This window comes from Ancylobacter mangrovi (assembly GCF_024752355.1).
In the GTDB taxonomy this organism is placed as follows: domain Bacteria; phylum Pseudomonadota; class Alphaproteobacteria; order Rhizobiales; family Xanthobacteraceae; genus Ancylobacter; species Ancylobacter mangrovi.
On the sequence record NZ_JANTHZ010000001.1, the window covers coordinates 717,401 to 731,832 of the forward strand.

General features: G+C 69.1%; 12 protein-coding genes. 7 read left to right on the forward strand and 5 right to left on the reverse strand.

The window, feature by feature from the left end:
- Positions 1-169: 169 nt before the first annotated feature.
- The 6 genes from NVS89_RS03330 (at position 170) to NVS89_RS03355 (ending at position 6,757) form a co-directional block, all read left to right on the forward strand.
- The gene (locus NVS89_RS03330) at positions 170-1,771 is read left to right on the forward strand and encodes an ABC transporter substrate-binding protein (RefSeq protein WP_258731061.1); all 1,602 of its coding nucleotides are present in this window, start codon (positions 170-172) and stop codon (positions 1,769-1,771) included.
- Positions 1,772-2,060: 289 nt separating this feature from the next.
- Positions 2,061-3,071: an ABC transporter permease subunit gene (locus tag NVS89_RS03335; RefSeq protein WP_258731062.1), complete on the forward strand. Its 1,011-nt coding sequence runs from the start codon at positions 2,061-2,063 to the stop codon at positions 3,069-3,071.
- The gene (locus NVS89_RS03340; RefSeq protein ID WP_258731063.1) at positions 3,064-4,056 is read left to right on the forward strand and encodes an ABC transporter permease subunit; all 993 of its coding nucleotides are present in this window, start codon (positions 3,064-3,066) and stop codon (positions 4,054-4,056) included. The genes NVS89_RS03335 and NVS89_RS03340 overlap by 8 nt, the downstream gene beginning before the upstream one ends.
- A 4-nt stretch (positions 4,057-4,060) precedes the next feature.
- Positions 4,061-4,714 (forward strand): hypothetical protein, encoded by a 654-nt coding sequence (locus NVS89_RS03345; RefSeq protein WP_258731064.1) that lies wholly within the window; start codon positions 4,061-4,063, stop codon positions 4,712-4,714.
- 16 nt (positions 4,715-4,730) lie between these two features.
- Entirely contained in the window at positions 4,731-5,726 is a 996-nt protein-coding gene (locus tag NVS89_RS03350) for an ABC transporter ATP-binding protein (RefSeq protein WP_258731065.1), read from the forward strand.
- Positions 5,727-5,809: 83 nt separating this feature from the next.
- A complete protein-coding gene (locus NVS89_RS03355; RefSeq protein WP_258731520.1) occupies positions 5,810-6,757 on the forward strand; it encodes a dipeptide ABC transporter ATP-binding protein in 948 nt (315 codons plus the stop codon).
- 105 nt (positions 6,758-6,862) lie between these two features.
- Here the strand turns inward: NVS89_RS03355 and katG are convergent, their stop codons facing one another.
- The gene (katG, locus tag NVS89_RS03360) at positions 6,863-9,040 is read right to left on the reverse strand and encodes a catalase/peroxidase HPI (protein WP_258731066.1); all 2,178 of its coding nucleotides are present in this window, start codon (positions 9,038-9,040) and stop codon (positions 6,863-6,865) included.
- 99 nt (positions 9,041-9,139) lie between these two features.
- Between katG and NVS89_RS03365 the strand changes: the two genes are divergently transcribed.
- A complete protein-coding gene (locus NVS89_RS03365; RefSeq protein WP_258731067.1) occupies positions 9,140-10,126 on the forward strand; it encodes a hydrogen peroxide-inducible genes activator in 987 nt (328 codons plus the stop codon).
- Here NVS89_RS03365 and NVS89_RS03370 read toward each other — a convergent pair.
- The 4 genes from NVS89_RS03370 to NVS89_RS03385 form a co-directional block, all read right to left on the reverse strand.
- The gene (locus tag NVS89_RS03370) at positions 10,113-10,982 is read right to left on the reverse strand and encodes an energy transducer TonB family protein (RefSeq protein WP_258731068.1); all 870 of its coding nucleotides are present in this window, start codon (positions 10,980-10,982) and stop codon (positions 10,113-10,115) included. The two genes, NVS89_RS03365 and NVS89_RS03370, sit on opposite strands and share 14 nt — an antisense overlap.
- Positions 10,979-11,491 carry a TonB system transport protein ExbD gene (gene exbD, locus NVS89_RS03375; protein ID WP_258731069.1) on the reverse strand — a complete coding sequence of 171 codons (513 nt, stop codon included), beginning with the start codon at positions 11,489-11,491 and terminating at the stop codon, positions 10,979-10,981. The genes NVS89_RS03370 and exbD overlap by 4 nt, the downstream gene beginning before the upstream one ends.
- Before the next feature lie 6 nt (positions 11,492-11,497).
- The gene (gene exbB / locus NVS89_RS03380) at positions 11,498-12,664 is read right to left on the reverse strand and encodes a tonB-system energizer ExbB (protein WP_258731070.1); all 1,167 of its coding nucleotides are present in this window, start codon (positions 12,662-12,664) and stop codon (positions 11,498-11,500) included.
- A 217-nt stretch (positions 12,665-12,881) separates the two neighbouring features.
- Positions 12,882-14,315 carry an FAD-binding oxidoreductase gene (locus NVS89_RS03385; RefSeq protein ID WP_258731071.1) on the reverse strand — a complete coding sequence of 478 codons (1,434 nt, stop codon included), beginning with the start codon at positions 14,313-14,315 and terminating at the stop codon, positions 12,882-12,884.
- Positions 14,316-14,432 lie beyond the last annotated feature (117 nt).

A 14,432-nucleotide genomic window follows, 5' to 3' on the forward strand; every position in this document is an offset into this window, starting at 1 on the left:
GAAACCGGCCTCGACGGGCGCGCCTATTCGACTTTTGTCTGGGGGTAGGGTGAGATTGCGCAACTCGAAATGGCATGATTGAGTCCAATCTCGGACGATGCAGTTCAACAATTAATCGGGCCTGATAAACGGGCAGTCTGCGTCGGATCCACGAGAGGGAAATCTCATCATGCCGGTCATCAATGCCAAACTGGCCGCCGCCGCGGCCGTCCTGATGGCGCTTTCCGCGCCGGCCTACGCCGCGAAGACGCTTGTCTACTGCTCGGAAGGCAGCCCGGAGAACTTCACTCCGGCCCTCAACACGACCGGCACCAGCTTCGACGCGGCGCGTCCGGTCTACAACCAGCTCGTCGAGTTCGAGCGCGGCACCACCAAGGTGGTTCCCGGCCTCGCCGAGAGCTGGACGATCAGCGACGACGGCAAGGAAATCACCTTCAAGCTGCGCAAGGGCGTGAAGTTCCACTCCGGCGTCAACGGCTTCACCCCGACCCGCGACTTCAACGCCGACGACGTGCTGTTCTCGTTCAACCGCCAGTGGAAGGAAGACAATCCCTACCACAAGGTCACCGGCGGGGCTTACGACTACTTCAACGACATGGGCATGCCCGACCTTCTGAAGTCGATCGACAAGGTCGACGACTACACGGTCAAGTTCACGCTCAACGAGCCGAACGCGCCGATGCTGGCGAACCTCGCCATGGACTTCGGCACCATCATGTCGGCCGAATATGCCGACTACCTGCTCAAGAAGGGCACGCCCGAGCAGTTCGACCAGATCCCGGTCGGCACCGGCCCGTTCCAGTTCGTCGCCTACCAGAAGGACGCGGTGATCCGCTACAAGGCGTTCCCGGACTATTTCGGCGGCAAGGCGGCGCTGGACAACCTCGTCTACGCCATCACGCCCGACGCGACCGCGCGCTACGCCAAGCTGAAGAAGGGCGAGTGCCACGTGATGATGGCGCCGAACCCGGCCGACATCGCCTCGATGAAGTCCGATCCCGCGATCAACCTGCTCTCGCAGCCGGGCCTCAACATCGCCTATCTCGCGCTCAACGTCGAAAAGCCGCCCTTCGACAAGAAGGAGGTCCGCCAGGCCTTCAACATGGCGATCGACAAGGCGGCGATCATCAAGGACGTCTATCAGGGCGCCGGCCAGGCCGCGATCAACCCGATCCCGCCGACCATCTGGTCCTACAACAGCTCGATCAAGGACTATCCCTACGATCCGGAGAAGGCCAAGGCGATGATGGCCGACGCGGGGGTGAAGTTCCCGCTCGACATCGACCTGTGGTGGATGCCGGTGCAGCGCCCCTACAACCCGAACGCCAAGCGCATCGCCGAGATGATGCAGTCGGACCTCGCCAAGATCGGCATCAACGCCAAGCTCGTCTCATATGAGTGGGGCGAGTACCGCAAGCGCCTGCAGGAGGGCGAGCACATCACCGGCCAGCTCGGCTGGACCGGCGACAATGGCGACCCGGACAACTTCTTCTTCCTGCTCGGCTGCCCCGCCGCGCGCAAGGGCGGCCAGAACCTTGCCAAATGGTGCAACAAGGACTTCGACGCCCTGATCGACAAGGCCCGTACGATCTCCGACGTCGAGGAGCGCACCAAGCTCTACGAGCAGGCCCAGGTGATCTTCAAGGAAGAGGCCCCCTGGTTCACCATCGCCCACTCGGTGGTCTACGAGCCGACCCGCAAGGAGGTCGTGGACTACAAGGTGAGCCCGTTCGGCCGCCACGAGTTCTACGGCGTCGACCTGAAGCAGTGACGAACCGGCCGGTGCCGGCGGCGGGAGCGAGCCGCCGGCACCGTGCCTTTGCGAAAGACGGGCCGCTCGCGTGCGATCAGGAAAGACGAAGCGCCATCGGCCCGTCCGCTCGCCATGAGGCGCCTTTTCCGAACACGGCGCCCGCGAACGTGATGCCCCTGAAGGCGACGCCCCGAACTGGCGCCCTCGAACGTGGCGCCCTCAACCCTGCCTCCCGTGCCGTGCCCCTCCCGGGCCCGGCCCGGCGTGACGCGAAGCTGGTCCCCGACCGGCCAAGCCCGGGACATACATGCTGAAATTCTTCATCCGCCGTGTCGCGCTGACCGTGCCGACCTTCGTGGCGCTGATGTTCGTCACCTTCGTCGCGGTACGTCTCGTGCCTGGCGACCCGATCGAGGCGCGCACCGGCGAGCGCGGCATCGCCCCCGAGCGCCTCGCCCAGCTCCGCCACCAGCTCGGTCTCGACCAGCCGGTGTGGAAGCAGTTCCTCGATTATGCGAACGGGCTGATCCACGGCGATTTCGGCGTCTCCATCGTCACCAAGACGCCGGTGCTGCACGAATTCGCGACCCTGTTCCCGGCGACGCTGGAACTGTCGATCTGCGCGCTGATATTCGCCGTCGTGCTTGGCATCCCCGCCGGCGTGATCGCGGCGGTCAAGCGTGGCGGCATCATCGACCACGCGGTGATGACGGTCGCCCTCGCCGGCTATTCCATGCCGATCTTCTGGTGGGGCCTGCTGCTCATCATGTTCATGTCGGAATATCTGGGGCTGACCCCGGTCTCCGGCCGCATGGACCTCATCAACTACTATTTCGAGCCGGTGACCGGCTTCATGCTGATCGACAGCCTGCTGTCGGACCAGGAAGGCGCCTTCGGCGCGGCGGTGGCCCACCTCATCCTGCCCTCGATCGTGCTCGGCACCATACCTCTGGCGGTGATCGCGCGCATGACGCGCTCCTCCATGCTGGAGGTGCTGGGCGAGGACTATGTGCGCACCGCCCGCGCCAAGGGGCTCTCGCCGCTCAGGGTAGTGGGGCTGCACGCGCTGCGCAATGCGCTGATCCCGGTCGTCACCGTGATCGGCCTGCAGACCGGCACGCTGCTCGCCGGCGCCGTGCTGACGGAGACCATCTTCGCCTGGCCCGGGGTCGGCAAATGGCTGATCGAGTCGATCTCGCGCCGCGACTACCCCGCGCTGCAGGGCGGGATCATGCTGATCTCCGGCATCGTCATCCTCGTCAATCTCATCGTCGACATGCTCTATGTCGCCATCAATCCGAGGATCCGGCATGGCTGAGGAGACCGCCATCGGAGACCCGATGCCGACCGCGCCGGAGCGGCTGGGGCTCGACCCGGCCAGTGAGGGTAGCCTGACCGCGGAGGTGGTCACCGCCGACCCCATCGTCGAGACGGTGCCGCCCGAGGTCTCCGCGCTGAGGGCATTCTGGTCCGCCTTCACCGAGAACCGGGGCGCCCTGCTCGGCCTCGCCGTGGTGGTGTTCATCGCCCTGCTCGCGCTCTTCGCGCCGTGGGTCGCGCCGCACTCGCCGATCGAGCAGTTCCGCGACCACGTGCAGCAGCCGCCGGTGTGGGCGGGCGGCACCTGGGAGTTCGCCTTCGGCACCGACGCGGTCGGGCGCGACGTGCTCTCGCGGCTCATCTATGGCGCGCGCATCTCGCTCGGCATCGGCCTGTCGGTGATGCTGGTCTCGGTCGCGGTCGGCATCGTGCTCGGCCTCGCCAGCGCCTTCATGCGCGGCGTCGTCGAGGTGGTGGTGATGCGCATCATGGACCTCGTGGTGGCGATCCCGAGCCTGGTGCTCGCCATCCTCGTGGTCGCGGTGCTGGGGCCGAGCCTCATCAACACCATCATCGCGGTCACCGTGGTCTATCTGCCGCGCTATGTGCGGCTCGTCCGCGCTTCCGCGCTCGCCGAGCTGTCGAAGGAATATGTCGTTGCCGCGCAAGTCGCCGGTGTCGGGCGGCTGCGGCTGATGTTCGTGACCGTGCTGCCGAACTGCCTCGCCCCGCTCATCGTGCAGGCCGCACTCGGCATTTCCGACGCGATCCTCGAGGCGGCGGCGCTCGGCTTCCTCGGCCTCGGCGCCCAGCCGCCGACGCCCGAATGGGGTGCGATGCTGGCCGACAGCCGCGAATTCATCCGCGCCGCGCCGTGGATCGTGACCCTGCCGGGACTGGCGATCCTGGTGACGGTGGTGGCGATCAACCTGATGGGCGACGGCCTGCGCGATGCGCTCGACCCGAAGCTGCGGCGGAGCTGAGGGCATGGAGGCGACGGCCGACAGCCTGTACTCCGGCCTTCTCGTCGCCCTCGTCGGCGCGCTGGGCGCGGTGCTCGGCGCGGCCGCGACCGTCGCGCTGCAGAGCCGCTCGGTCGTGCAGCAGGACAGCCGCCACCGCGCGCAGCGCCAGCGCGACCTGCTGATCGCCATGCATGCCGAGATTCTCGCCGGCGTTGGCGCGAGCCGGCACCAGCTCACCCCTGAGGAGCGCGCCTACGCGCTCGCCAACGACAATCCGTTCGCCACGCCCGACGACAACGATTTCGTGTTCGCCGGCACGCAGGGGGACCTCAGCATCCTCCCGGAGCCGGTGATACATTCGGTGGTGCAGTATTATCGGCGGGCCGCGCAGTCGAACGCCATGACACGCGACCTGCGGGACGTTCAGTTCCGTGAACAGAGCGTGGAGGAGCGGCGCAAATTCGTCGCGTTGCTGCTTGGCGTCGTCGGCCAGCAACGTCGTATCGGCCACAAGGCACTTGATGAGATTGAAAGCTATGGCGACGGGCTGGGGCTCGATCTCGCGGCCAAACGCATAGCCTTCGAGGCCGCGGATGCCGCCCCGGCCATGAATGCGTCAGACGATGGGAACGATCGGGCCGACCATGATGCTTCCTCCAACCGCCAAGAAATATAGGCGCATGCAGGACGGAATGAAAGAACCCCTCCTCTCCATCCGCAACCTCACGGTCAGCTTCGACACCGCGCGCGGCCCGTTCAAGGCGGTCGACGGGGTCGACCTCGACGTCGCGCCCGGCGAGCTGGTCGCCATCGTCGGCGAATCCGGCTCGGGCAAGTCGGTCGCCATGCTCGCCGTCATGGGCCTGCTGCCCTGGACCGCGACCATCACCGCCGACCGGCTGAGCTTCGACGGGCACGACCTGCTCGCCCTCGCCCCGCGCGAGCGGCGCCGGATCATCGGGCGCGACCTTGCCATGATCTTCCAGGAGCCGATGTCGAGCCTCAACCCCTGCTTCACGGTCGGCTTCCAGATCCGCGAGGCGATGAAGGCCCATCTCGACCTCTCCCGCGCGGAGCGCCAGGCGCGGGCGGTGGAGCTGCTGGAGCTGGTCGGCATTCCCGAGCCGGAACGCCGCCTCCGGGCCTTCCCGCACCAGCTCTCCGGCGGCATGAGCCAGCGGGTGATGATCGCCATGGCGCTCGCCTGCAACCCCAAGCTCATCATCGCCGACGAGCCGACCACCGCGCTCGACGTCACCATCCAGGCGCAGATCCTCGACCTGCTGCTGCGTCTGCAGAAGGAGAGCGGGGTCGGCCTCGTCCTGATCACCCACGACATGGGCGTGGTGGCGGAAACCGCGCAGCGGGTCTGCGTCCACTATGCCGGCCAGCAGGTGGAGATGCAGCCGACGCGCGGCCTGTTCGCCGACCCGCACCATCCCTACACCGCGGCCCTGCTCGCTGCGCTGCCCGAACGCGCCAAGGGGCGCATCCTGCCTTCCATCCCCGGCGTGGTGCCGGGCCTCGCCGACCGGCCGCAGGGCTGCCTGTTCTCGCCGCGCTGCCGTTTCGCCACCGAGACCTGCCGCCGCGTCCCGCCGCCGCGCATGGGCTCCGAGCTCGGCCTCGCGCTGTGCCACTACCCGCTCGTCGAGGGCGTGCCCCAGAACCGGGAGATCGCCGCGTGACACAGGCCATACACGGAACCGCCCGCGAGAGAACCGCACCCGACACGGTCGCCCCCGGCGAGCCGCCGGCCGCCCACTCGGTGATGGAGGCGGTGAATCTCGCACAGTCCTACGAGGTCGCGCGCGGCATGTTCGCGAAGTCGGCGACGGTGAAGGCGGTGGCCGGCATCAGCTTCCGCCTCGCCCCGCGCTCGACCCTCGCCATCGTCGGCGAATCCGGCTCGGGCAAGTCCACGCTGGCGCGCATGCTGACCATGATCGAGCGCCCGGGCGACGGCTCGCTGCTGCTCGACGACGTCGACGTCGCCGAGGCCGACACCGCCACGCTGCGCCGCTATCGCGGCGAGGTGCAGATGGTGTTCCAGAATCCCTATGGCTCGCTCAACCCGCGCCAGACGGTGGGCAAGGCGATCGAGGAGCCGCTGCTCGTCAATACCAGCCTTTCCGCCGCAGAACGGCGCGCGCGGGCGCTCGACATGATGGCGCGCGTCGGTCTCCGACCCGAGCATCACGGGCGCTACCCGCACATGTTCTCCGGCGGGCAGCGCCAGCGTATCGCCATCGCCCGCGCGCTGGTGCTGCGCCCGAAGATCCTGGTACTGGACGAGCCGGTCTCCGCGCTCGACGTCTCGGTGCGCGCGCAGGTGCTCAACCTGCTGGTGGAGCTGCAGGAAAGCCTCGGCGTCGCCTATGTGTTCGTCTCGCACGATCTCGGCGTGGTGCGGCACATGGCCGACGAGGTGCTGGTGATGTATCTCGGCCGCGGGGTCGAGCACGGCCCGCGCGACGCCATCTTCGACGCGCCCAAGCATCCCTATACGCGCGCGCTGCTCTCGGCGACGCCGGTCGCCGACCCGGAATCGCGGCGCGAGCGCATCGTGCTGGAGGGCGAGCTGCCCTCCCCCTTCAACCCGCCGGCCGGCTGCCCCTTCAACCCGCGCTGCCCGCTGGTGATGGACCGCTGCCGGGTAGAGATGCCCCCGCTGGAACGCAAGGGCGGGCAGCTCGTCGCCTGCTGGGCGGCGCAATAGCGAACGAAAAGCGCCCGGAAGAGGCGCCGCCATCGGGCGGGCTCTTCCGGGCGCCGGTCTTTCACGATGGCCGGCCTTCCCGAGGGCGGAAAGGCCGGCGCGCGCTCACGCCGCGAGGTCGAAGCGGTCCGCGTTCATCATCTTGGTCCAGGCGGCGATGAAGTCCTTCACGAACTTCTCCTTGTTGTCGTCCTGGGCATAGACCTCCGCATAGGCGCGCAGGATCGAGTTGGAGCCGAAGACGAGGTCCATCCGCGTCGCGGTCCACTTCGTCGTGCCGCTGGCGCGGTCGCGGATCTCGTAGAGGCCGTTGCCGACCGGGTTCCACGTGTTGGCCATGTCGGTCAGGTTGACGAAGAAGTCCGTCGTCAGCGCGCCCTCACGGTCGGTGAAGACGCCGTGCCGGGTGCCGCCATGGTTGGCGCCGAGCACACGCATGCCGCCGACCAGCACCGTCATCTCGTTGGCGGTGAGGCCCATGAGCTGGGTGCGGTCGAGCATCAGCTCCTCGGCACTGACGATGTAGTCCTTCTTCAGCCAGTTCCGGTAGCCGTCATGCACCGGCTCGAGCACGGCGAAGGACTCAATGTCCGTCTGCTCGTCGCTCGCGTCGCCCCGGCCCGGGGCGAAGGGCACGGCGACCTCGAAGCCCGCGGCCTTGGCCGCCTGCTCGACGCCGACATTGCCCGCCAGCACGATCACGTCGGCGACGCTGGCGCCGCTCTCGGCCGCGATCGTCTCCAGCACGCCAAGCACCTTGGCGAGGCGGTCGGGCTCGTTGCCCTCCCAGTCCTTCTGCGGCGCGAGGCGCAGGCGCGCGCCATTGGCCCCGCCGCGCATGTCCGAGCCGCGATAGGTGCGGGCGCTGTCCCAGGCGGTCGCGACCATCTCGCCGATGGAAAGCCCGCTGGCGGCGATCTTGGCCTTCACCGCCGCGACGTCGTAGCCGGTCGCGCCGGCCGGCACCGGGTCCTGCCAGATCAGGTCCTCGGCGGGCACGTCCGGGCCGATGTAGCGGACCTTCGGGCCCATGTCGCGATGGGTCAGCTTGAACCAGGCGCGAGCGAAGGTGTCCTGGAAATACGCCGGATCGGCCATGAACTTCTGGCAGATCGCGTTGTAGATCGGGTCGACCTTCATCGCCATGTCGGCGTCGGTCATCATCGGGTTGTGGCGGACCGACGGGTCGCTCGCGTCGACCGGCCGATCCTCTTCCTTGATGTCGACCGGCTCCCACTGCCAGGCGCCCGCGGGGCTCTTGCGCAGCTCCCACTCATGGCCGAACAGCATGTCGAAGAAGCCCATGTCGAACTTGGTCGGATGCGTGGTCCACGCGCCTTCCAGGCCCGAGGTGACGGCGCGGCTGGCGAGGCCGTTCTGGTTCGGGTTGGCCCAGCCGAGGCCCTGCGCCTCGACGGCGCCGGCTTCCGGGTCCGCCCCGAGCAGGGTCGCGTCGCCATTGCCGTGGGTCTTGCCGACGGTGTGGCCGCCGCAGGTGAGCGCCGCGGTCTCCTCGTCGTTCATCGCCATGCGCGAGAAGGTCTCGCGCACCTGGGCGGCGGTCTTCATCGGGTCGGGCTTACCGTTCACCCCCTCGGGGTTCACGTAGATCAGGCCCATCTGCACCGCGGCGAGCGGGTTCTCCATGGTCGAGGGGTCGTCGACATTGCCGTAGCGCTCGTCGCTCGGCGCCAGCCATTCCTTCTCGGCGCCCCAGTAGGTGTCCTTCTCGGGGTGCCAGATGTCGGCGCGGCCGAAGCCGAAGCCGAAGGTCTTCAGGCCCATGGATTCATAGGCGATGGTGCCGGCCAGCACGATCAGGTCGGCCCAGCTCACCTTGTTGCCGTACTTCTTCTTGATCGGCCACAGCAGGCGGCGGGCCTTGTCGAGGCTCACATTGTCGGGCCAGGAGTTCAGCGGGGCGAAGCGCTGGTTGCCGGTGCCGCCGCCACCACGCCCGTCGGCGGTGCGGTAGGAGCCGGCGGCGTGCCAGGAAAGGCGGATCATCAGGCCGCCATAGTGCCCCCAGTCCGCCGGCCACCACGTCTGGCTCTCGGTCATGAGGGCGTGCATGTCGTTCTTCAGCGCCGCGAAATCGAGGGTCTTGACCTCGTCGCGGTAGTTGAAGTCCTTCCCCATCGGGTTGGTCTTGCTGTCCTGCTGATGAAGAATGTCGAGGTTCAGCGCGTTCGGCCACCAATCCATATTGGACATGCCGGAGGCCGTGTTCGCTCCGTGCATTACCGGGCATTTGCCGGCCGCACTCTTCGTCATGTCATCCATTGCGCTCTCCCATCCTGGCTTCGCTGGCTGGAGCGCTTCTAGCGCAAGTCTATAATAATGAAAATTTGCATTTTCTAATCATAGCGATATGCTCAGCTTATGGGCGATATCTCCATGAAGCATCTGCGCTATTTCGAGGCGCTGGCCCAGCATGGCCATTTCGGCCGCGCGGCCGTGGCCTGCGCGATCTCGCAGCCGGCCCTGTCGCTGCAGATCAAGGAGCTGGAGGAGATCCTCGGCGCGCCGCTGGTGGAGCGCGGGCCGCGCCAGATCCGCCTCACGGGGCTCGGCGAATCCTTCGCCGCGCGGGCGCGCGAGATCCTGCGGGCGGTGGACGAGCTCGACGACCTCGCGCGCGCCTCGCACAGCCCGCTGGCGGGAAGGCTGCGGATCGGGGTGATCCCGACCGTCGCGCCCTACCTGCTGCCGACCGTGATGAAGCGCCTCACCGACCGCCATCCCGAGCTCGACCTGCGCCCGCGCGAGGCGGTGACGCAGCGGCTGGTCGAGGACCTGCTTGAGGGGCGGCTCGACGCGGCGCTGGTGGCGCTGCCGGTCTCCGAGCCGGCGCTGGCCGAATACCCGCTGTTCGACGAGGAATTCATCCTGGTGCGGCCCCGCGAGGACGCGGGAAGGCCGGTGCCCAACCCGGAGATCCTGCGCGAGATGCGCCTGCTGCTGCTCGAGGAAGGGCACTGCTTCCGTGAGCAGGCGCTCTCCTTCTGCCGCATGTCGTCGAGCCTGCCGCGCGACCTGATGGAGGGAAGCTCGCTCACCACGCTGGTGCAGATGGTCGGCGCCGGCATCGGCGTCACGCTGATCCCGCAGATGGCGCTGCCGATCGAGACCCGCTCCTCCGCCGTCTCGGTCGCCCGCCTGCCGCAGCCGCGGCCCACGCGCACCATCGGCATGGTCTGGCGCAAGACCAATCCGCTGTCGGCCTCGTTCCAGCACATCGCCGAGATCGTACGCGAGGTGGGGCTGGAGGCGCTGGGCGACATCGTCTCCGGCGCCGGGCTCGACTGGAAGCCCGACGACGCGCCGGCCGGCGAGATTGCACCCGCCCGCCGCCTCAGCGCCGGGTGAAGTCCACCGGCACGGTGAAGGAGATGGTGCGCCCGCCCACATCGTCCGGCGGCGCGGGCACGGGCGAGGAACGACGGATCATCGCCACCGCTTCCTGATCGAAGCGCGGATTGCCCGAGCTGCCGACGAGGCGCGCCGCCACCACCCGCCCGGAGCGGTCGATGGTGAAGGCCACCCGCGACTTGCCGCGCCCGTTCTCGCCGGCAGGGAAGCGCTTGTGGCGGTTGAGATGGGCCATCAGCCGCGAGCGCCAGTTCGCCGCCGCCCGGCTGTTCGACGAGCTGGCACCCTGCGTCGGCGCGGCGACCCGGTCCGAGCGCGCGGCGTCGAGCGCGGGCGCGGCGGCGGTGCGCGGCGCGGGCGGCTTCTTGTTCTTCTTGCGCGGCTTGGGCTTCTCCTTCGGCCGCTCCTTGGGCTTCTCGACCGGCTTCTCCGGCGGGGTCAGTTCCTGAGCCAGCGGCGGAGGCGGCGGCAGCGGCACCTCGATGTCGGGCGTGGGCGATTCGTCGACCTCCGGCACCGGCTCCTGTTCGATCTCGGGCTCCGGCTCGGGCGGCGGCGTGTCCTCGACCTCGGCGAGCGGGTCGGGCTTGACCTCCTCCTCCACCTCCTTGGGCGCCTCCACCATGGGCGGGCCCGGCGCGGTCTCGGTCGGCTCCGCCTCGGGCGAGACCGGCATCTCGGCAAGCTCGATCATGATCGCGGCCGGTGCGTCGGCGGCGGCGACCGGCGGCTTCGACAGCAGATAGCCGAGCGCGCCGCCATGCACGGCGAGGACGACGCAGCCGCACGCCAGCCAGCCGGCCGCCTCGCGCAGGCGATGGCGCGGGCCGCCCTTGAGCAGCAGCAGGCTCATTGCGCCGGCGCCCCCGCGGACGGAGCGGGCGCAGCGGGGGACGGGGAGCCGGCGGGAGCGGCACCGGCATCGGACGGCGCGGCGGGACCGCCGACGGTCTCGAGGCCGACCAGCGCGATCTTGAGGTAGCCGGCCGCGCGCAGCAGGTTCATCACCTGCATCAGGTCGCCATAGGCGACCGCCTTGTCCGCGCGCAGGAAGATGCGGGTGTCCTTGTTGCCGTCGGTGGCGCGCGCGAGCTCGGCCCCAAGCGCGGGACGCGCCACGTCGTCATTGCCGAGCGCAAGGCTGAGGTCGCCCTTCACGGTGAGGTAGAGCGGCTTGTCGGGGCGCTGCTGCGGGACAGCGTTGGAGGCCGGCAGGTCGACCTTGACGTCGACGGTCGAGAGCGGCGCCGCCACCATGAAGATGATGAGCAGCACCAGCATCACGTCGATGAACGGGGTGACGTTGATCTCGTGGTTCTCGACCAGATCGTCGCTGTCGCTGCTCTGGAGCTTGGCCGCCATGGCGCCTCACTCCGCGGCCGCGCGCAGCCGCGCCGGGGCGTGCGCGGTGCGGGCGGCGACGTCGCGCCGGTCGAGGTCGCGCGAGAGCAGGCGCAGCACCTCGGCGCCGGCGTCGCCCATCAGCACCCGGTAGCCGGAGACGTGGCGGGTGAAGTGATTGTAGATCACCACCGCCGGGATCGCCGCGACGAGGCCGATGGCGGTCGCGAGCAGCGCCTCGGCGATGCCGGGCGCGACCACGGCGAGATTGGTGGTCTGCGCCTTCGAGATGCCGATGAAGGCATTCATGATGCCCCACACCGTGCCGAACAGGCCGACGAAGGGCGCCGTCGCGCCGATGGTGGCGAGCAGGCCGGTGCCGCGGGTGATGGCGCGCCCGGCGCCGACCTCGATGCGGTGGAGCGAGATCGACACGCGCTCCTTGATGCCGTCGGCGGGCAGGTCGCCCGAGCGCATAATCTCGAGATCGGTCGCGCGCAGCATCGCGCCGGCGGGCCCGGCCGGGGAGACGCGACGCGCCTCGTCGAGCGAGGCCGAAGCGAGGAAGCCGCGCAGCGCACGCCGCAGCCGGCGCTGGGCGAAGGCGAGCTCCAGCGACTTCACCAGCCAGACGGTCCAGGTCACGACCGAGGCGAAGGCGAGGCCGATCATCACCGCCTTCACGATCCAGTCCGCCGCCATGAACATGCCCCAGGGCGACAGGTCGTGCGGAAGCTGGGCGGAGACGGAGGTGTCCTCGTCGGGGAGCGGCAGCGCGCCGTCTTCGGTGCCGGGCGGCACTTCGGCCGCGCCCGCGTCCTCGCTCCCGGCCGGACCGGCGACGCCCGCCGCGCCGTCGGCGGAGGGCATCGGCGGCACCAGCCCGTCATCGGCCGGCGGGGCGGTCGTGCCGCCGGACAGCGAGGCGTTGGCCGGAACGGTGGTGGCCGGTGCGGGGGTGGGTGCCGTGGTCGAAGTGGCCGGAGCCGCCGGCGTTTCGGCCGGCTGTGCGGGGGCCTGCGAGATGGCCGGCGCCGAATTTTGGGCAGGCGCCGGCGTCTGGGCGGGCGCGGGCGCCGTCTGCTGAGCGAGCGCCGGCCCCGCCACGGCCGGCGCCAGCAGGCCGCAGATCAGGGCCGTGGCCAGCGCGCGGCGGCGCATCGGATGCGGGAAGGCTCGGCGAAGTGTCGGCATGGCGGTGACCCGAAGTTCTGGCCGCCCGTCCCGCAACGCAGGGTGCGCATACACGTATCGGGCCGCCGGTCTCGTCAGTTACCGGCTTCCATAAACCCGCAAGTACGCTGCCGACAATATGAAAAAGCTCGATCAGCTCAATGTAGAATTCTTCAAAATAAGGAATACGAAGAAGAATTCCAGTTTATCATCGTTCCAGACTAACGAATATTACCCGTCATTCCTCGATCACCTTGCCCGGGTTGAGCAGGCCCGCCGGGTCCAGCGCCTGCTTGAGCCTGCGCATCAGGTCGAGGGCGACCGGATCGCCGTAGTGGACGAGCTCGTGCGCCTTCAACCGGCCGATGCCGTGCTCGGCCGCGATGGAGCCGTCCATCTCGGTCACGATGTCGTGCACGATGCGGTTGAAGGTCTCCCACATGTCGATGAAGGCGGCCTTCTCCATGCCCTCGGGCTGGCTCAGGTTGAAGTGGATGTTGCCGTCGCCGACATGGCCGAACGGGCATGGCCGCAGCCCCGGCAGCGCCGCCGTCACCGCGGCGAGCGCGCGCTCCAGGAATTCCGGCACGCGGGAGACCGGCACCGAGACGTCGTGCTTGATCGAGCCGCCCTCGTGCTTCTGCGCCTCCGACATGTCCTCGCGCAGCCGCCACAGCGCGTCGGCCTGCGCCTCGCTGGCGGCGATCACCGCGTCCAGCACCTCGCCCGCCTCCATCGCCTCGCCCAGCCCCTCTTCCATCAGCGCCGCGAGATCGAAGGCCCGCGTCGGCGCGGAGAACTCGGCGAGCACGTACCAGTCGTAGCGCTCGGCGAGCGGGCGCACCGTGCCGGGCATGTGCTTCAGCACCGTCTCGACGCCGAAGGCGGCCATCAGCTCGAAGGTGGTGAGCGCGTCGCCCGCCTCGCCCCGCAGCCGCTTCAGCAGCGCCAGCGCCGCCCCCGGACCGGGCACGGCGAGGAAGGCGGTGGAGCGCTGCGCGGGCTGCGGGAACAGCTTCAGCACCGCGGCGGTGATGATGCCGAGCGTGCCCTCGGTGCCGAGGAAGAGCTGCTTCAGGTCGTAGCCGGCATTGTTCTTGCGCAGCCGCTTGAGCCCGTTCCACACCCGCCCGTCGGCCAGCACCACCTCGAGCCCGAGCACCAGCTCGCGGGCGTTGCCGTAGCGCAGCACCGCCGTGCCGCCGGCATTGGTGGAAAGGTTGCCGCCGATGCGGCACGAGCCCTGCGAGGCGATATGCAGCGGGAACAGGCAGCCCGCATCCTCCGCCGCGTGGTGCACGGTGTCGAGGATGACGCCGGCCTCCACCGTCATCGTCATGTCCACCGGGTCGACGTTGCGGATGCGATCGAGGCGGGTCAGCGACAGCAGCAGCTCGCCGAACGGGGTCTGCCCGCCGACGAGGCCTGTATTGCCGCCCTGCGGGACGATCGGCACCCCGGCCTCCGCGCAGGCGGCGACCACGAAGGCGACCTCCTCGGTGGTTCCCGGCCGGATCACGGCGGCCGTGCGCCCCTGATAGAGCCCGCGCTCCTCGCGCAGATAGGGCGCCATGTCGGCGGGGTCGGTCAGCACATGAGCCGCGCCGAGGCGCTGGGTGATGGCGGCGAGCAAGAGGGAGAGGTCGGCGCGGACGGGCGAGGTGACGGACATTGAACTCTCGTGCGACAGGCGGCTGGAGCGGGCATCGGGGCGGGGCCGGCATGCGGCGTGAAGCACCATAAGTCCGCTTCGCCCGCGAGTCAGGACCGTCCGGGAAGGCGCGGCCGC